The 16,201-nt window shown below is 69.0% G+C and carries 19 protein-coding genes and 1 tRNA gene; 7 read left to right on the top strand and 13 right to left on the bottom strand.

What is annotated here, in order from left to right; all coding sequences use genetic code 11:
* Positions 1-58: 58 nt before the first annotated feature.
* The 3 genes from ACX80J_RS06195 to ACX80J_RS06205 form a co-directional block, all read right to left on the bottom strand.
* A complete protein-coding gene (locus tag ACX80J_RS06195; RefSeq protein WP_459347186.1) occupies positions 59-1,645 on the bottom strand; it encodes a DNA polymerase Y family protein in 1,587 nt (528 codons plus the stop codon).
* On the bottom strand, positions 1,642-2,454 hold the full coding sequence (locus tag ACX80J_RS06200) for a hypothetical protein (protein ID WP_459347187.1): 813 nt from the start codon (positions 2,452-2,454) through the stop codon (positions 1,642-1,644). The genes ACX80J_RS06195 and ACX80J_RS06200 overlap by 4 nt, the downstream gene beginning before the upstream one ends.
* 151 nt (positions 2,455-2,605) lie before the next feature.
* Complete coding sequence (locus ACX80J_RS06205) at positions 2,606-2,998, bottom strand: DUF5997 family protein (RefSeq protein ID WP_459347188.1); 393 nt, start codon at positions 2,996-2,998, stop codon at positions 2,606-2,608.
* Positions 2,999-3,068: 70 nt separating this feature from the next.
* On the opposite strand from ACX80J_RS06205, the gene ACX80J_RS06210 reads away from it, so the two are divergent.
* Together ACX80J_RS06210 and ACX80J_RS06215 are read left to right on the top strand one after the other, a co-directional pair.
* Positions 3,069-3,770 carry a LysR family transcriptional regulator substrate-binding protein gene (locus ACX80J_RS06210; protein WP_459344179.1) on the top strand — a complete coding sequence of 234 codons (702 nt, stop codon included), beginning with the start codon at positions 3,069-3,071 and terminating at the stop codon, positions 3,768-3,770.
* A 28-nt stretch (positions 3,771-3,798) separates the two neighbouring features.
* Positions 3,799-5,475, top strand: coding sequence for an FAD-binding dehydrogenase (locus ACX80J_RS06215; protein WP_459347189.1), 1,677 nt, complete (start codon positions 3,799-3,801; stop codon positions 5,473-5,475).
* Between the two features lie 90 nt (positions 5,476-5,565).
* On the opposite strand, the gene ACX80J_RS06220 is transcribed toward ACX80J_RS06215, so the two are convergent.
* The 3 genes from ACX80J_RS06220 to ACX80J_RS06230 form a co-directional block, all read right to left on the bottom strand.
* A complete protein-coding gene (locus ACX80J_RS06220; protein WP_459347190.1) occupies positions 5,566-6,078 on the bottom strand; it encodes an SDR family NAD(P)-dependent oxidoreductase in 513 nt (170 codons plus the stop codon).
* Positions 6,079-6,202: 124 nt separating this feature from the next.
* On the bottom strand, positions 6,203-6,937 hold the full coding sequence (locus tag ACX80J_RS06225; RefSeq protein ID WP_459344181.1) for a GAF and ANTAR domain-containing protein: 735 nt from the start codon (positions 6,935-6,937) through the stop codon (positions 6,203-6,205).
* A gap of 225 nt (positions 6,938-7,162) precedes the next feature.
* Positions 7,163-7,657 (bottom strand): Dps family protein, encoded by a 495-nt coding sequence (locus ACX80J_RS06230; RefSeq protein ID WP_459344182.1) that lies wholly within the window; start codon positions 7,655-7,657, stop codon positions 7,163-7,165.
* A gap of 204 nt (positions 7,658-7,861) precedes the next feature.
* On the opposite strand from ACX80J_RS06230, the gene ACX80J_RS06235 reads away from it, so the two are divergent.
* Entirely contained in the window at positions 7,862-8,410 is a 549-nt protein-coding gene (locus ACX80J_RS06235; protein WP_459344183.1) for an SRPBCC family protein, read from the top strand.
* Positions 8,411-8,463: 53 nt separating this feature from the next.
* On the opposite strand, the gene pstS is transcribed toward ACX80J_RS06235, so the two are convergent.
* From pstS to ACX80J_RS06260, 5 genes are all read right to left on the bottom strand, one after another.
* Positions 8,464-9,576, bottom strand: coding sequence for a phosphate ABC transporter substrate-binding protein PstS (gene pstS / locus ACX80J_RS06240; RefSeq protein WP_459344184.1), 1,113 nt, complete (start codon positions 9,574-9,576; stop codon positions 8,464-8,466).
* Between the two features lie 73 nt (positions 9,577-9,649).
* Positions 9,650-9,871 (bottom strand): hypothetical protein, encoded by a 222-nt coding sequence (locus tag ACX80J_RS06245; protein WP_459344185.1) that lies wholly within the window; start codon positions 9,869-9,871, stop codon positions 9,650-9,652.
* 100 nt (positions 9,872-9,971) lie between these two features.
* A complete protein-coding gene (locus tag ACX80J_RS06250; RefSeq protein ID WP_459344186.1) occupies positions 9,972-10,769 on the bottom strand; it encodes an SDR family oxidoreductase in 798 nt (265 codons plus the stop codon).
* Positions 10,770-10,903: 134 nt separating this feature from the next.
* Positions 10,904-11,368 (bottom strand): Hsp20/alpha crystallin family protein, encoded by a 465-nt coding sequence (locus ACX80J_RS06255; protein ID WP_459344338.1) that lies wholly within the window; start codon positions 11,366-11,368, stop codon positions 10,904-10,906.
* A gap of 211 nt (positions 11,369-11,579) precedes the next feature.
* Positions 11,580-11,653, bottom strand: a tRNA-Val gene (locus tag ACX80J_RS06260).
* A 197-nt stretch (positions 11,654-11,850) separates the two neighbouring features.
* Here ACX80J_RS06260 and ACX80J_RS06265 point away from each other — a divergent pair.
* From ACX80J_RS06265 to ACX80J_RS06280, 4 genes are all read left to right on the top strand, one after another.
* A complete protein-coding gene (locus ACX80J_RS06265) occupies positions 11,851-12,102 on the top strand; it encodes a DUF2630 family protein (protein WP_459344187.1) in 252 nt (83 codons plus the stop codon).
* Entirely contained in the window at positions 12,102-12,764 is a 663-nt protein-coding gene (locus ACX80J_RS06270; protein ID WP_459347191.1) for a haloacid dehalogenase type II, read from the top strand. The genes ACX80J_RS06265 and ACX80J_RS06270 overlap by 1 nt, the downstream gene beginning before the upstream one ends.
* 160 nt (positions 12,765-12,924) lie before the next feature.
* Positions 12,925-14,310, top strand: coding sequence for a TrkH family potassium uptake protein (locus tag ACX80J_RS06275; RefSeq protein ID WP_459347192.1), 1,386 nt, complete (start codon positions 12,925-12,927; stop codon positions 14,308-14,310).
* Positions 14,303-15,001, top strand: a complete 699-nt coding sequence (locus ACX80J_RS06280; RefSeq protein ID WP_459344190.1) for a potassium channel family protein — start codon at positions 14,303-14,305, stop codon at positions 14,999-15,001. The genes ACX80J_RS06275 and ACX80J_RS06280 overlap by 8 nt, the downstream gene beginning before the upstream one ends.
* Before the next feature lie 68 nt (positions 15,002-15,069).
* Here the strand turns inward: ACX80J_RS06280 and ACX80J_RS06285 are convergent, their stop codons facing one another.
* Together ACX80J_RS06285 and ku are read right to left on the bottom strand one after the other, a co-directional pair.
* Positions 15,070-15,318, bottom strand: coding sequence for a hypothetical protein (locus tag ACX80J_RS06285; protein ID WP_459344191.1), 249 nt, complete (start codon positions 15,316-15,318; stop codon positions 15,070-15,072).
* A complete protein-coding gene (ku, locus tag ACX80J_RS06290; protein WP_459344192.1) occupies positions 15,315-16,154 on the bottom strand; it encodes a non-homologous end joining protein Ku in 840 nt (279 codons plus the stop codon). The genes ACX80J_RS06285 and ku overlap by 4 nt, the downstream gene beginning before the upstream one ends.
* Between the last annotated feature and the right edge of the window lie 47 nt (positions 16,155-16,201).

Raw genomic sequence — 16,201 nt, forward strand, 5'->3', positions numbered from 1 at the left:
TGTCTGGATGTCCTGGAATTGTCAGTGCGGGTGCCGGCCGAGCTGCCGGGCACGGGTGTCAGTCGTAGCCGGCCTCCACCCACCAGGCATGGTTCTCGAGGAGCAGCAGCCAGGCCGATCCGGACTGGTCCACGAGCTGGAAGCGGTTGAGCACGCGTCCCGTGGGGTCCCACCACCGCTCGTTGATCGGCCAGGGACCGGCCCAGGAGTGCACGGGCCTCCGGCCGTCGTCGGGCCCCGCACGAAAGAAGGCGGGGTCGGCGCTCAGGAGGCCGCGGGGATCCACGTCGACCGGATTGCCGCGGGAGTCGACGACGGTGGCGGGCACGGGGTTGGCGAACACGGTGGCCGGCGCCGGGCCGGGCAGGCGGCCGGGCCAGGGCTGGTCGCGGTCCTTTCCGGGCGCCTTCGCAGGCGACGGATCCCCCCAGGGGATGACGACGCGGCGGTCCGCGAGGAGCCGCCCGCCGGCGATGATCGCGGTGAGGACGGCGCCGTGGCCCAGCATGCTCTGCACGCGGGCCAGGCCGTGGTGGATGCCCTCGTCCGGGCCCGTTCCCCAGAGACCGTCCGCATGATCGCTGAGGTCCTCGACGATGTCGGGCGCCACGTGGACCCGCGTGATGCCGGAGGTGAGACCGTGATCGGAGGCAGAGGTGCCCTGGAGCTGCCACCGCACGCGGTCCACGATGTCGTCGGCGTCGAACCAGCGTGGGTGCTGCCACCGGCGCTCGGACACCTCGCCCGACTCCGTGTGCAGCGAGACGTGCAGTGCTGTGCACACCAGCCCTGCCGCCCGCAGGGTGTCGACGAATTCGCCCGCGGGTGTGCGGAAGGCGAACGCGAGCTGGTCGATGCGGGCGAGGGGCGGCTCGAAGTCCGTTGCCGTGTCGAGGTGGGGCGGCGGTTTCCGGGCGACGACGTCCCGGTGGTCGAGTCCGCTCGCCTGGCGGTGCGCGAGGGCGCCCTCGATGCCGAAGCGGTTACGGACGTCGGAGGCCTTGAGTGCCGCGAAATCACCGAGGGAACGGATGCCGAGGCGCTTGAGCAGCACGGTGAGCCGGGGCTGTTCGAGGACTTCCAGGGGGTAGCTGCCGAGGAACCACGGCGAGCGGCCGGGTGGGATGACGACCAGCCGGTCGGCGTCGGGATCCTGGTCCGTGGCCCTGGCTGCCTGCTCGGCGGCGAACGGGCCGTCGGCGATACCGATGCGCACATCGGTGAGGCCGATGGCCGCGAGGGTCCGGAAGATGACGTCCGCGGCCCTGCCCTCGCTGCCGTAGTAGCGCGCAGGTCCCTTGACCTTGAGGGCGCACAGCCCCGGCCGGAGAACCTGGACGCCGGGCAGAATGGTCTCCACGGCCGCGGTCACGGGTTCGAAGGTGCGTTCATCGAGCGAGGGATCGTAGGGCAGGGACACGAGCCCCGTGCTGCGGGCCTGTGCCTCCCGGATGCGCAGGCCCCTCTTCACGCCGTCCTGCCGTGCTGCGGGAGAGCAGGCGAAGACCTCGCCGCGGTCCACCAGGACGAGCGCCGTGTCGGCGGGCAGTGCGTGTTCGCGCAGCGCGGCGGTGATGGGCCAGTCCGGGCACCAGAGCATCAGGATCCTGGTGGCGGGCTCCGCGGGTGCGGGCAGGGACGTCACGAGGATCTCGCCAGCCGTGGTCCGAACAGGGCGGTGGAAGCGTTGCCGGGAGCGGTGCCGGGCTGGAGTCCCTCGGGCAGGAGGGCTCCCTGGGACGCTGTTCCAGGGGCGGTGGCCTGCAGGTCCGCCAGTCCCACGTAGGCGTGGCGGAGCCGTCCGGAGGGCTGCGTCGCGGTGATCTTCATGCGGCGCGCTGTCAGGTGGCCCGTTCCTGCACCGAGGCCCTCCCAGGCGCTCTCGGCCACCCCGAGCGTGGAATCGCTCTGCTTCCAGGCGCCGAGGGTGATCAGTGCGGCACCACGCTGGCGCAGCCGTGCCTTGAGCCGGGCCCATTCGGTGGGCGCCAGGTGCTCCGGGGCACGGGTCAGGATGACCGGGACGACATCCACGAGGGCTGCCGTGACGGTGAGCCATTGGGATCCGGGATCGGGGATCAGGATGAGGCGTTGGAGGTTGATCCCGAAGCCCTGTGCCGCTTCCACGCCGAAGTCCGGCACGCCGATGACGCTGCACCACAGACCTGCCGAGGAAGGACCGGCGAGGAGGGCCATGGCGAGGGCCGGAGAGTTCCGGACCGTGTAGGAGCCCCCGGACTGGAGGCCGCCGCCGGGCAGGATCCGGGCGAGGGCCGGGACCGTGGGCAGCCTGCGCGAATCGAGGGTGCTGGCCTGCATGCTGTTGATGCGGGCCTGGAGGCCGAGGGTGACGTCGGCTGGTGAGGTTCCGCGGCGACCGGCGGGTTCCGGGACCGTCTCGCCGGAGGAGGAAGGCTCCCGTCCGAGGGAAGGGCCGGCAGCTGGAGGCGTCACTCGTCAATATTCGAATACGTGTTCGATTAAGTCAATCAACGCGGTGCGGCTTGAATGCCGCTGGAATGCGGCCTTTTTCTGGTAGGTGCGGCCCCGGATCGTGCCCGCCGGCAGGCGCAGCGCTGCACCTGCCGCCGTCGTTTCCCGGGTGTCAGGCGTCCGGTGTCTTGCGTGCGGCCTCGCGTTCCTTCACCCGCGCGGCCTCGGCGCGGACGGCGGCCTGCGTGGCACGCTCCGCCACCAGCCAGGCGGGCGGATCCTGCAGCAGAGCGGTGATCTGCTCGCTGGTCAGGGGATCCGTGACGCCTCCGCGCGCCAATCCGCTGATGGAGATCCCGAGCTTCTGCGCGACGACGGGGCGCGGGTGCGGGCCGTTGCGGCGCAGGTCGGCGAGCCACTCCGGCGGGGTCTGCTGCAGTTCGTTGAACTCGGCGCGCGTCAGCTCGGTCTCCTGGAAGTCCTGGGGAGCTGCGGGCAGGTAGATTCCCAGTTTCTTGGCCGCGGTGGCGGGTTTCAGTGTCTGGGGAGTTTTCGCGGGAGTCATTGTCCAAGCTTAACGGTCACGGCTCAACGGTTCCGGCTCAACGGTTCCGGACAGGCGCTACTGTGATCAGGTGCCCACCGACCAGCCCAGAACCCTGTCCGTCGGCTTCGTGCCGGGCGTGACGCCGGGCAAGTGGGTGGCGCGGTGGCGCGAACGCCACCCGGAGGTGCCCCTCGAGCTCCGGCAGCATGACGACGACGCCCTGGCGGCACTGCGGGACGGCTCCGACGACGTCGTCTTCGTCCGGCTCCCGGTGGACCGCGCAGGGCTCCACCTGATTCCCCTCTACGAGGAACAGCCCGTGGCGGTGATGTCACGGGACAACGAGCTGTCGCTCTACGACGACGTCCCGCTCGAGGAACTCGAGGGCCTGCTCGACGTCGCGGAGTGCGGCGGCCCGAAGACGGCCGTCGAGGTGGCCGCGTCCGGCGCGGGTGTGGTCGTCCTGCCGATGTCCCTCGCACGCCTCCATGCGCGGAAGGACGCCGTACACCGTCCCGTCCCGGGCCTGCCGACGACGACGATCGGTATCGCCTGGCGGATGGAGGACGAGTCCGATGACGTCGAGGAGTTCATCGGCATCGTCCGCGGACGCACGGCCCAGAGTTCCCGGCAGCCCTCCCAGCGCGAGGCGCCCAAGAAGAGCGCATCGCAGAAGGCGGCCGCGAAGAAGGCCGCCGCTGGGGAAGCGAAGGGGCAGAAGGAGAACAGGAAGCCCTCGCCGCCCGGGAAGGCGGCACGTCCTTCCGGTTCGCGCGGAAAACGGCGCTGACGCCCCATCCATCTTCGGAGAGCACTTCATGGACGCTGACGTTCTCATCATCGGTGCGGGACTCGCCGGTCTCGTTGCCGGCAACGAGCTCATCCGTGCGGGCAAAAAGGTCGCCATCGTGGAGCAGGAGAACGCCCGGAACCTCGGCGGGCAGGCGTTCTGGTCCTTCGGCGGCCTCTTCCTGGTCGACACGCCCATGCAGCGGCGCCTCCGTGTCCGGGACTCCTTCGACCTCGCCTGGCAGGACTGGCAGGGATCGGCGGCGTGGGACCGCCTCGACGGGTACCTGCCCGAGGACGAATGGGCGGCGCAGTGGGGCCGGGCCTACGTCGAGTTCGCCGCCGGGGACAAGCGCCCGTGGCTCGAGGAGCAGGGCGTGAGGTTCACGCCCCTGGTGGGGTGGGCCGAGCGCGGCAGCGGTACGGCGGCCGGGCACGGCAACTCCGTCCCCCGGTTCCACGTGCCGTGGGGCACGGGGACGGGCATCTCGGAGCCCTTCGCCGACAGGGCCCGGGCGGCCGCGGAGGAAGGCTCCCTGACCTTCTTCTTCCGCCACCAGGTCGACGGACTCATCCTGGACGGGGACACCGTCACCGGCGTGCACGGGACGGTCCTGGCTGCGGACGACGCCGGGCGCGGGGTCCCTTCGAGCCGGCAGGCGGTCGGCGGCTTCGAGCTGCGGGCGCAGGCCGTGGTGATCGCCAGCGGCGGGATCGGCGGCAACCATGAGCAGGTCCGCCGGTGGTGGCCCGCACGCCTCGGCACACCGCCGTCGGGCATGATCACCGGCGTCCCGCAGCACGTGGACGGCAGGATGCTGGACATCGCCGCCGCTGCCGGAGTCCGGCTCGTCAACCGCGACCGGATGTGGCACTACACGGAGGGCGTGCGGAACTGGGACCCGGTCTGGCCGCAGCACGGCATCCGGATCCTGCCCGGTCCGTCCTCCCTGTGGCTCGATGCGCTCGGGCGGCGCCTGCCCGCCCCGGGCCTGCCCGGATACGACACCATCGGCACGCTGACGATCCTCCGGAACACCCCCGACATCGCGCAGTACGACCATTCGTGGTTCATCCTGACCCAGAAGATGATCGAGAAGGAGTTCGCGCTGTCGGGGTCGGAGCAGAACCCCGACCTCACGAACCGGGACGTGGGACTGCTGCTGAGGAGCAGGCTCGGGCGGGGTGCGCCGCCGCCCGTCGAGGCGTTCAAGAAGAACGGCGAGGACTTCGTCGTCGCCGACGGCCTGACCGGCCTCGTGGCCGGGATGAACGCCCTCACCGACACCGCCCTGCTGGATCGCGACCTCATCGAGCGGCAGATCCGGCAACGCGACGCGGAGCTGGACAACCCCTATTCCAAGGACCTGCAGGTCATGGGCATCCACAATTCCCGCAGGTTCCTCGGGGACAGGCTCACGCGGACGGCGAGTCCCCACAAGATCCTCGATCCCGCCGCGGGGCCCCTGATCGCCGTGAAGCTGCATGTCATCACAAGGAAGACCCTCGGCGGCATCCAGACGGACCTGACAAAGAGGGCCTTCGACACGGCGGGGAACCCGATCCGCGGGCTCTACGCCGCCGGGGAGGCCGCCGGTTTCGGCGGGGGAGGCGCGCACGGGTACAACGCCCTCGAAGGGACTTTCCTCGGTGGCTGCATCTTCACGGGCCGTACCGTGGGCCGCTCCCTCGCAGCACTGCTCTAGCGGTACTTCACCAGCGGTACTTCACCAGCGGTACTTCACCGGCGGTACCTCACCGGCGGTACTTCACCGGCGGTACTTCACCGCCGTGGTTCAGGCCTGTGCCGGCTGGCCGTTGCTCGCCATCGTCCCGCCGTCCACGGGAAGGACGACGCCGGTGATGAAGCGCGCGTCCTCGCTTGCGAGGAAGAGGATGGCGGCGGCCACCTCCTCCGGCAGGCCGCCGCGCCCGAGGGCCGCCTTGGTGCCGTAGAACACGCCGGAGAGGTCCGTCTCGATCACGCGGTGCCAGTCGTCCACGCTGGTGTCCTGAACGGTTCCCTGGGTGATGGTGCCGGCGTTGTTGACGAGGATGTCGAGGCGCCCGTACCGCCCGACGGTCTCCTGCACCATGACCTCCACCTGCCCGAAGTCGGAGGAGTCCGCAGGTACCGCCGCCGCCCGTCCCTCCGGCAGGGAAGCGACGACTGCGTCGATCTTGTCGGGAACCGAATCGGTCAGGACCACCCTCGCCCCTTCGGCGACGAAGCGCCGTGCCGTCGCTTCACCGATGCCGGAACCGGCTCCCGTGACGACGGCGACCTTCCCGTCGAATCGCTGCTGCATGCTCGCTGTCTCCGTCCTGTCGGTCCTCCCACCGTCGCACCCGCCGCCGTCCGCACGCAACGGGAGGATCGGCACCGGCATCCGCTCCCGGCGGGGCGCCCTGCCTGCTACCGGCAGCCGGATCTCAGGGGTCGAAGTGCGTCTCGGGCCCGGCCTGCCCGATGGATGCCACCACGGAGGCGGCGATGTCGCGGACCTTCTCGTTGCGGCTGTTGGACACCGACTTCAGGATGGTGAGGGCCTCCACCTGGCTGCAGCGGTTCTGCGCCATGATGATCCCGATCGCGATGTCGATGGCGGTCCTCGACGTCATAGCAGCTTTGAGGTTCGTGACCGATTCACTGTGCTGGGCCAGCCGGACCGAGAGCATCAGGGCCTTGGAGGTCTGTGCGACGAAGGTCTCCGCGGTGGCGATGATCGTGGGATCGAAGCCGCCCTTCTCCGTCGAGTAGACGTTCAGTGCGGCACGGGCTCCGGCTTCGAGCGAGAACGGCACGGCCAGGATCGAGCTCACACCGTGCTCGGCAGTGCTGGAGAGATAGCCCCTCCAGCGTTCATCGGTGCTGACGTCGGCAACGTGCACCGTGCGCTGCTCCTCACAGGCGGTGAGGCACGGGCCCTCGGAGAAGAGGTACTGCAGTTCGTCGAGCTTCCGGGCAGCCTCGTTGCTGCTGGCCACGGTGCCTGCCCGTTTGTTGCGCAGGAGGGTGATGCCGCACAGCGTCTCCCCGGGCTGTTCGAACAGGCGGGCAGCGGCGAAGCGGGCGAATTCGGTGAGGAACTCCTCTACGTCGTCCGTATCGAGGAGGAGGTCCTGGAGGTAGTCCGCGGTGGTCTGCCCGGCAACCTGGTCGGCCATGTGTACTGGATCCTGTTTCGTTCAACCACCGGGCGTCGGGTGCATCGCGCCGGCAGGGCGTCCGGATACCTCCGGAACCGATACACAAACCCAGGGTGTCTGTGTTCGGCCTTCTGCTAGACCATTAGCCAGCCTACACAGTAGGAGAGGTCATGCTGGATGGACGATGGCCCGAGGGGACGGGAGGCGCCTGCCTCCCGTCCCCTCTCCGGTCGGTTCGACCCGTCAGACGGTGGCGTGCTCCGTGCCGACGGGGGTGACGACCTCGGCCGTCGGTTCCATGTTCTCCGCGTCCACCATCCACGCGTACTGCTCCAGCTTCGCGATGAACCCGTGCAGCAGGTCCGCGGTGGTGGGATCTTCCTCGTCGATCTGGTCATGCACGTCGCGCATGGTCTTCACGGTGGCGTTCAGCATGCGGACCACGAGACCCACGGTGTCCTTGGTGGAGACGAGGCCGGCGGGGAAGGGATCGATCTTGGTGCCCTCGGCGACGGCGACGCTGCGGCCGTCCGGGACGGCGTGCAGTGCGCGCATGCGCTCGGCCATCTCGTCCGCGAAGAGGCGGGCGTCGTCGATGATCTCGTCCAGCTGCAGGTGGAGATCGCGGAAGTTCTTGCCGACCACGTTCCAGTGGGCCTGCTTGCCCTGCAGATGCAGTTCGATCAGATCGACCAGGACGGCCTGCATGTTGTCCGTGAGGGTGGGTGAAGCCTTCATTAATCCTCCAGTGCTAGAGAGATTTTCTCCTCCCGGCAGGGCACCGGACGCGCCGATCCTCGCCGGGGGACTCCTTTCACACTAGCCCTGCGCGTTGGCCAAATCCAACGGATCTGCATACGCTAAGGGGACTTACGGTTTTGTCGTTCCGCATCTCCGAACGGGAGCGGACGGCGCCGGAGTCTCTACGAAGGAGGAACCGTTTTGGCTTCAGTACAGGAATCTATCGACGTAGCAGTACCGGTCAGTACGGCCTACAACCAGTGGACCCAATTCGAGAGCTTCCCGCAGTTCATGGGCGGCGTCGAGTCCATCACGCAGACCTCGGACACCACCACCCACTGGGTGACGAGCATCGGTGGCGTGAAGCGCGAGTTCGACGCCGAGATCACCGAGCAGCACCCGGACGAGCGTGTCGCCTGGAAGAGCACCGACGGCGAATCGCATGCCGGCGTGGTCACCTTCCACCGCCTCGACGAGAACACCACGCGGCTCATGGTGCAGATCGACTGGCACCCCGAGACGTTCACCGAGAAGATCGGCGCCGTCGTGCACGCGGACGCCGCGCAGGTGAAGGGCGACCTCAAGAGGTTCAAGCAGTTCATCGAGAAGAGCGGCGGGGAGACCGGCGCCTGGCGCGGGAACGTCGAGGCACCGCCGACCGGTGGCACCACCGACGCGACACCCGCGAACAGCACGCTGCCGGACACCTCCACGAACGACCCCGATTCGGGCGGTCCGCGCATCGGCTGACGGCGCTGCGGTGACAGGAGGCGGATCCCCAGGGGGTCCGCCTCTTCGCTGTCCTAGGGGATGTCCCCGACCTCGATCGATGCGATCGACTCGGCCGCCTGCCGGGACAGCTCGGGCGGGATGGGCGAGCTCTTCGCGGCCTCTGCGGCCTCGGCCTGGCCTTCCGCGCTGACGGCGTAGGTTCCGAAGGCCCGGATGACGTCGGCGCTCGCCTCGTTCTCGTAGCGCGCGCAGTAGACGTGGTAGGACACCAGGACCAGAGGGTAGACGCCGGGCTCACCCGTGGTCCGGTCCAGCTCCAGTGCGATGTCGTAGTCCTCGCGTCCCGGCACGCGGGTGGCGAGGTCGACGGCGGCAGCCGCCGCCTCCGAGCTGACCGGCACATAGTCCTCGCCGACCTTCAGGGCCGCGCGGCCGAGGGGGTCGCCCACCGCCGAGTCGTCGGCATAGGTCACCGCACCGACGGTACCGGCCACGGTGCTCACCACCCCGGCGTTGCCCTTGGCGTTCTCGTTCTCGAGGCCCTCCGGCCACGTTCCGTCGGGCTCCTCGGTCCAGATCTCGGGAACCACCGCGTGCAGGTAGTCCGTGAAGTTCTCGGTGGTCCCCGAATCGTCGGACCGGCTGACGGCCGAGACCGGCAGGGCCGGGAGGTCGACGCCGTCGTTCTGCGCCGCGATGGCGGGGTCGTTCCACAGGGCGATGTCGCCCCGGAAGATGCGGGCCACGGTGGCGGCGTCGAGCTTCAGTTCCGGGATGCCCGGGAGGTTGAACGCCACGCTGATGGGCGAGACGTAGGCCGGGATGTTGAAGGCACCTCCCGGCCCGCACACCTCCGTGGACTCGGCGAGTTCCTCGTCGCTGAGGTAGGCATCGGAGCCCGCGAATCCCACGGCTCCGGCCAGCAGGGCCCCGCGCCCGGCTCCGGAGCCGTCGGGCGAGTACTGCACCTGGGCCCGCGGATAGAGCGTGGCGAAGCCCGCACGCCAGGCGTCCATCGCCGGGCCCTGGGCCGAGGATCCCGCCGCGGTCACCGCTCCCTGCAGGCTCGTGTCCCCGCGCTGCGCCGCGGCTTCCTGCTCCGCGCCCAGCGGGTAGTCGGAACCGCAGGCGGTCAGGCCGAGGAGGGCGGCGAGGGACAGGGACAGGGTGGCTCGGATTCTCACCGGAGCAACGTTACAGGTGGCGAAAAGGTGAACCCAAGGTGGACGGCGGATGGACGTGCTGATTGCGGTCCGGTCACCCGCGGCGCAGGCGGTACCCGTCCGACCGGTGCACGAGCCGGCGGCCGCCGCCGTCGTTCAGGAGGATCCACAGCACTGAGGCATCATCGGTCCTCATGTCCAGCACGCCGCGGAGCTGCGTCCCTGCCGGGTGCTGGAGGGTCACGTTTTCGCCGCGCCGGAAGCCCGACCAGTCCTGGGATTCGAAATCGCTGACGGGGGAGGGGGATGCGTTCATGGCGGGCCTTTCGCAGGAGTTCGGGATCCCCACGCTAGCCCTGCCGCCTGAACGCCCTCTGAACGTGCGTTGAAGGGTGGGGGCGGGCCGGATCCGGGGATCAGAGGGTGCGCCAGTCCCCGCTCGTGAGGTGCGAACCTGCCTGCGGCCCCATGAGGAGCATCCCGCCGTCCACCACGAACGAGGCGCCGTTGACGTAGCTGGACGCGCCGGATGCGAGGAAGGCGACGACGTCGGCGATCTCCTCCGGGGCGCCCGGGCGGCCCAGGGGGATGCCGGGGCGGTCCATGCTGTGCGGATCCTGGTCCTCGGAATCGTTCATCGGGGTGTTGATCTCGCCGGGCAGCACGGCGTTGGCGGTGATCCCCCGGTCGGCGAGCTCGAGCGCGATGGTCCTCACCAGGCCGCCGAGCCCGTGCTTGGAGGCGTCATAGGCGGCCGAGCCGACGCGCGGCTGCTCCTGGTGCACGCTGGTGACCGCGATGATCCGCCCGCCCCGGCCGCCGTCGATCATGTGGCGGGCGGCACGCTGGATGCAGACGAAGGCGCCGTCGAGGTTCGCGCCCAGGGTGCCGCGCCAGGTGTCCCAGTCCGTCTCGAGGAACAGGGTCCCGCCGTTGACGCCCGCGTTGTTGACGAAGACGTCGAGTCCGCCGAGCTCCTGTGCGAGCTGGTCGATGACATCCCCGCACGCCGGGGCGTCCGTGGTGTCCAGCTGGGCTACAGCGGCGCGGACGCCCTTCTCGCGGACGAGGCGCGCGGTCTCCTCGGCGCCCTCCGAGTCCGAGTGCCAGGTGACGCCGACGTCGCATCCGGCGGCTGCGAGGGCGATGGCGGTGGCCCGCCCGATACCCGAATCGGAGCCGGTGACGATTGCCTTGCTCGGTGTGAAGTCCATACCCCATCCTTTGCACCCGGGTCAGGAGTGTGCAAGGAAAAAGTGAGGGTGCCGCGGCGGCTTGGTGGGGAGTCGGGGAGGTATTAAGGACAGCAACCCCCGGGCGGGCGCCCGGGGGTTGCTGTCAGAAGGGATCAGGCCTCGACGGCTCCCTGGCGTCCGGCGTCGGATGCAGGGGCTTCGACGGCCGTGGACTCGACTGGGGAGTCACCGCTCACGATCTCGATCTTGCGGGGCTTCGCGCGCTCGATGACGGGGATCATCACGCTGAGGACACCGTTCTCGTAGCGTGCGGAGATTCCCTCCGTGTCGACACCCTGGCCCAGGTTGAGCTGGCGCAGGAACGAGCCGCTCTCGCGCTCCCGGGTCAGCCACTTGACGCCCTCCGCGCTGCGCAGCGTGCGCTCCGCGCGGATGGTCAGGAGCTGGCCGTCGACGTCGATGTCGACCGATCCGGGATCGATGCCCGGAAGGTCCGCGGCTAGGACGTAGTGGTCCTTCTCGCGGTAGAGGTCCATCGGCATGAGACGGAGTCCCGGACGGCTCTCCAGAAGAGCGCCGGCAACGCGGTCCAGCTCGCGGAACGGATCAAACTTCATGGCCACTGGAAACATCTCCTTCACAGATGCCACCGGCAGGTGGGTTCTTCAGGGTTGAGCGCCCCTCGCTCAACTACGAAAAATGTTAGCACTCGACCCTAGGGAGTGCTAACGAATTTTGTTCGCTCAGAACGAACGGCGTGCACAGAAAAGAAGGCCCGTACCAAGCGGTACGGGCCTTCCTCGTGGTGCTGTCACCAGCCGATCCTCGTGCCTGCGCGGGGCCTCGATCCCCGGGCCTTCCGCGTGTGAAGCGGATGCTCTACCAGACTGAGCTACACAGGCAATTGGTTCTCCAACAGCTTAGGCCATCCGGGCGCCGCACCAAATTCCCCTCCCGCGCGACGTCCTCCACCTCGGGTGCTGCGCTGGTCATCGGTGTCCCGTCTCAGTAGCCTGAAGGAAAGCCTGCTGAGCATTGTGACCGGTCCGGGACCGATTCCGGGCTTCCGCGGGCATCGCCACGACGAAGGGACCGCACCATGAACAACCAGGACATCCTGCAGCGCATCCAGGCACTCGTGCAGGAGGAACACGAACTCCGCGAGCAGCCCCAGGACGCCGGAGCCGGAGCGGAGCACCAGGACCACGCGGCCCGGCTGAAGCGGGTCGAGGAGGACCTCGACCAGTGCTGGGACCTGCTCCGCCAGCGCCGGGCGAAGGCCGACGCCGGCGAGGACCCTGCAGAGGCCGACGCCCGTCCCATTCCCCAGGTGGAGGGGTACCGCCAGTAATGGCAGTCCCACTGGTGCTGTTCGACGTCAACGGGACGCTCTCGGACATGGGGCTCATGTCCCAGCACTTCGAGGAGATCGGAGTACCTCCGCAACTCTCCGCACTCTGGTTCGCCTCGGTCCTCCGGGACGGCTTCGCGCTGACCGCCGCCGGACAGAACCCGGCCTTCCGTGCGGTCGCCGAGGGGGCACTGCATGCGGTGCTCGCGGGTCAGGTCCTCAACCGGGACGCCGACGCCGCCGTCGCGCACGTGATGGACGCCCTCCAGGAGCTTCCGGTGCACCCGGACGTGCCCGAGGGGATCCGCGCGCTCACCGGGGGAGGCTTCGGTACCGCAGCGCTCACCAACGGCTCCCGGGCGACAGCGGAGGGCCTGCTGGAGCGGGCCGGCCTCTCCGTCGACACGGTGCTGTCGGTCGAGGACGCCCCGCGGTGGAAGCCCGCGCCCCAGGCCTATGCCTATGCGGTCGAGGCGCTGCAGCGGCAGGCGGGCGACGTCGTGCTGGTCGCCGTCCACCCCTGGGACATCGACGGCGCCGCCCACGCCGGCCTCCGCACCGCCTGGCTGAACCGTGACGCGGTTCCGTACCCGCCCGCCATGACGCCTCCGGACCACGAGGTGGCCTCGCTCACCGACCTGCCCCGCGTCCTCGCGGCGTGAGACTGGAGCAGCGCGGCATCAAGGAAGCGTAAAGACGTCGCCGGGCCGCCCGGTGTCCGCTTGAATGGGTAGGTGGGGCCGACCGGCTGCACCCCTGCCACCCGTCCCCTGGAGGTCGAGCATTCCCGTGAGGCCGAGCAGGAGAACCTCCCGGGAGCCGGTGCCGGCCGCAGCAGTCCTGCGCGGCTCGCTGAGGACCCTCCGGGCCTGGGTGGCGCGCCACAGCCCCAGGCATCCCGCCCAGGTGATCGTGCTCGGCTTCGCGGCGGCGATCCTCGTCGGCACCGCACTGCTGATGATCCCGACATCGAAGGCCGGACCGGGCAGTGCGACCTTCCTCGAGGCCCTGTTCACGGCGACCTCCGCGGTCTGCGTGACAGGGCTGGTCGTCGTCGACACCCCCCGCTACTGGACCGGTGAAGGCCACGTCATCATCCTCGCCCTGATCCAGGTCGGCGGTTTCGGCATCATGTCCTTCGCATCGCTCCTCGGGGTCCTGCTCGCCCGTCGCCTGGGTCTGCGCTCCCGGATCCTGACGGCGGTCGAGACCAAGAGCGAGGGATTCGGCGACGTCCGCAACGTGCTCCTCGGCGTCCTGCGCATCACGCTGGTCGTGGAGGCCGCAACCGCGGTCCTGCTGGGGGCGCGCTTCTTCCTCGCCTACGGCTACGGCCCGGGAGAAGCCGCATGGCTGGGGATCTTCCACTCGGTGTCGTCCTTCAACAACGCAGGCTTCGCCCTCTTCAGTGACAACCTGATCGGCTATGTCGGCGATCCGTGGATCTGCCTGCCGATCAGCGCGGCCGTCATCATCGGCGGGCTGGGCTTCCCCGTCCTGTTCGAACTGCGGCGCCACTTCCGGTACCCGCACAAGTGGCACATGAACACCAAGCTCGTGCTGAGCGGCACCGTCCTCCTGCTCACCGCAGGCACCGCCTTCATCACCGCCGTCGAGTGGTCCAACCCGGCGACCCTCGGCACGCTGAGGCCGGGGGAGAGGATCCTCGCCGGGTTCTTCCAGTCCGCGATGGCTCGGACCGCGGGCTTCAACAGCGTGGACTTCGCCGACGTCCACCCCGTCACGCTGCTGGCCACGGACGTGCTCATGTTCATCGGCGGCGGTCCTGCCGGAACAGCCGGCGGCCTGAAGATCACCACGATCGGCGTCCTGGTCTTCATCCTCTACACGGAGATCAGCGGCGGCAACGCCGTCAACATCTTCGGCAAGCGCCTGCCCCGCTCGGCACACCGGCACGCCATCTCGATCGTGCTCCTCGCCGTCGGCCTCGTTCTCGGTGCCACGATGTTCCTCCTGCTCATCACGGACTTCGGCCTGGACCGCGTTCTCTTCGAGGTCGTCTCGGCCTTCGCCACCGTGGGACTCTCCACCGGCATCACGGCCGGCATCCCGCCCGCGGGCCAGGCCGTCCTGATCCTCATGATGTTCGCCGGGCGCCTCGGCCCGGTGACCCTCGCCTCCGCACTCGCGCTCCGTCCTCGACCCCTGTACTACGAATACCCGAAGGAAAGGCCCCTCATTGGCTAGGCAACGCCTGTTCTCCCCCAAGTCCGGCGAGGCGGCCGCGGTCGCCGACACCGTCGCCGTCATCGGTCTCGGCCGGTTCGGCGCCGCCCTGGCCCTCGAACTCGAGGAGGCGGGGACCGAGGTGCTCGGCATCGACAACGACGAGGACGTCGTCCAGTCCTACAACGGCCTCCTCACGCACGTGGTGCGTGCCGACACCACCAAGGAAGAGGCGCTGCGGCAGCTATCCCTGCCCGAGTTCGACCGTGTGGTGGTGGGCATCGGCACCGACCTGGAGGCGAGCATCCTCACGACGTCGATCCTGCTGCGCTTCGAGCGGCCCACCATCTGGGCGAAGGCCATCAGTGAGGCGCACGCCCAGATCCTCTCGCAGCTCGGCGTGGAGCGGGTGATCCGGCCCGAGCACGACATGGGCAAGCGCGTGGCCCACCTGGTGCGCGGCACGATGCTCGACTACGTGGAGTTCGAGGACAACTTCGCGATGGTGAAGACCCGCCCGCCGCGTGAGTACTGGAACCGCGAGCTCGGCACCACGGGCCTGCGCGCGAAGTACGGCGTCACCGTGGTCGCCGTGAAGCGCAAGGGAGGCGAGTGGGACTACACGACGGCGCAGACCACGCTCTACGACGACGACGAGATCATCGTGGCGGGTCCGACGGCCAAGGCGGAGTTCTTCAGCTCCCTGGTCTAGGACGGCTCCAGGATCCCGGAGACGTCCCGATGGCCGGGAGCGTCAGTCCGTGGGTCTCGGTCCGGGTCTCAGGTCTTCCGTGAAAGCCAGGACAATGTCAGCGCACCGGCGCTGCGCCGGAAACCGCTTCTACCGGAGACGACCTCGAGAACCGCCCAGACGGCCAGGGAGACGGAACTCGCCAGGCGCAGGCGCTCGCGGTTCCTCTCCTCGAGGGCCATGAAGGAGGCGGCGCCGAGCAGCGCCCAGCCGAGGATCGGTGCGTTCGGTTTCTGCACGATGGTCTGACGGCCAAGGCTGTCGGTGAAGAATCTCATGCGCCCTTCTTCCTGGAGGTCCCGGAGGCCTTCTTGGCGTCGGCCTTCTTCTCGCGGTTCTTCTCGACACTGCGGCGGAGGGCTTCCATGAGGTCCAGGACGTTGTCGTCGTCGTCCTCGTCCTTGTTCGCGCCGAAGGTCTCCTCGGTGTTGATGGTGTCGCCCTTCTCGATCTTGGCGTCGATCAGGGTGCGCAGCTGCACCTGGTAGTCGTCCGTGAAGTTCTCCGGATCGAAGTCCGTGGAGAAGGAGTCCACGAGCGCCGCCGACATCTGCTTCTCCTTCGCGGAGATACGGACCTTCTCCTCGAGTGCGGGGAAGGAGGCCTCCCGGACCTCGTCATCCCACAGCAGCGTCTGGAGCATGAGGACCTCCCCGCGTACCCGCAGCGCGGCGAGGCGGCTCTTCTGGCGGAGGGAGAACTGCACGATCGCGGTCCGGTCCGTCTCCTCGAGCGTGCGCCTTAGCAGGACATAGGCCTTGGTCGAGGTGCTGTCCGGCTCGAGGAAGTAGGCGCGGTCGAACATGATCGGGTCGATCTGGTCGCTCGGCACGAACTCGACCACCTCGATCTCCCGGCTCCTCTCGACCGGCAGGGACGAGAGGTCCTCCTCCGTCAGGACGACCGTGTGCTCGCCGTCGTCGTACGCCTTGTCGATGTGCTTGAAGTCCACGACCTCGTCACACACCTCGCAGCGCCGCTGGTACCGGATACGGCCGCCGTCCTTGTCGTGCACCTGGTGGAGGGCGATGTCGTGGTCCTCCGTGGCGCTGTAGACCTTGACCGGCACATTGACCAGGCCGAACGCGACCGCACCCTTCCAGATGGCTCTCATGGGTCAAGTGAACACCAAGCAGGCTTACCGGGCCAGAGGATCCCGGC

The sequence above is a fragment of the Arthrobacter rhamnosi genome (genome assembly GCF_054510975.1).

Bases quoted from the DNA above. Each gene is read 5' to 3' on its own strand.
- ACX80J_RS06205 (WP_459347188.1), bottom strand. From the start codon at position 2,998: ATGACTCCCGCGAAAACTCCCCAGACACTGAAACCCGCCACCGCGGCC.
- ACX80J_RS06215 (WP_459347189.1), top strand. From the start codon at position 3,799: ATGGACGCTGACGTTCTCATCATCGGTGCGGGACTCGCCGGTCTCGTT.
- ACX80J_RS06220 (WP_459347190.1), bottom strand. From the start codon at position 6,078: ATGCAGCAGCGATTCGACGGGAAGGTCGCCGTCGTCACGGGAGCCGGT.
- ACX80J_RS06225 (WP_459344181.1), bottom strand. From the start codon at position 6,937: ATGGCCGACCAGGTTGCCGGGCAGACCACCGCGGACTACCTCCAGGAC.
- ACX80J_RS06230 (WP_459344182.1), bottom strand. From the start codon at position 7,657: ATGAAGGCTTCACCCACCCTCACGGACAACATGCAGGCCGTCCTGGTC.
- ACX80J_RS06245 (WP_459344185.1), bottom strand. From the start codon at position 9,871: ATGAACGCATCCCCCTCCCCCGTCAGCGATTTCGAATCCCAGGACTGG.
- ACX80J_RS06250 (WP_459344186.1), bottom strand. From the start codon at position 10,769: ATGGACTTCACACCGAGCAAGGCAATCGTCACCGGCTCCGATTCGGGT.
- ACX80J_RS06255 (WP_459344338.1), bottom strand. From the start codon at position 11,368: ATGAAGTTTGATCCGTTCCGCGAGCTGGACCGCGTTGCCGGCGCTCTT.
- ACX80J_RS06265 (WP_459344187.1), top strand. From the start codon at position 11,851: ATGAACAACCAGGACATCCTGCAGCGCATCCAGGCACTCGTGCAGGAG.
- ACX80J_RS06270 (WP_459347191.1), top strand. From the start codon at position 12,102: ATGGCAGTCCCACTGGTGCTGTTCGACGTCAACGGGACGCTCTCGGAC.
- ACX80J_RS06285 (WP_459344191.1), bottom strand. From the start codon at position 15,318: ATGAGATTCTTCACCGACAGCCTTGGCCGTCAGACCATCGTGCAGAAA.
- ku (WP_459344192.1), bottom strand. From the start codon at position 16,154: ATGAGAGCCATCTGGAAGGGTGCGGTCGCGTTCGGCCTGGTCAATGTG.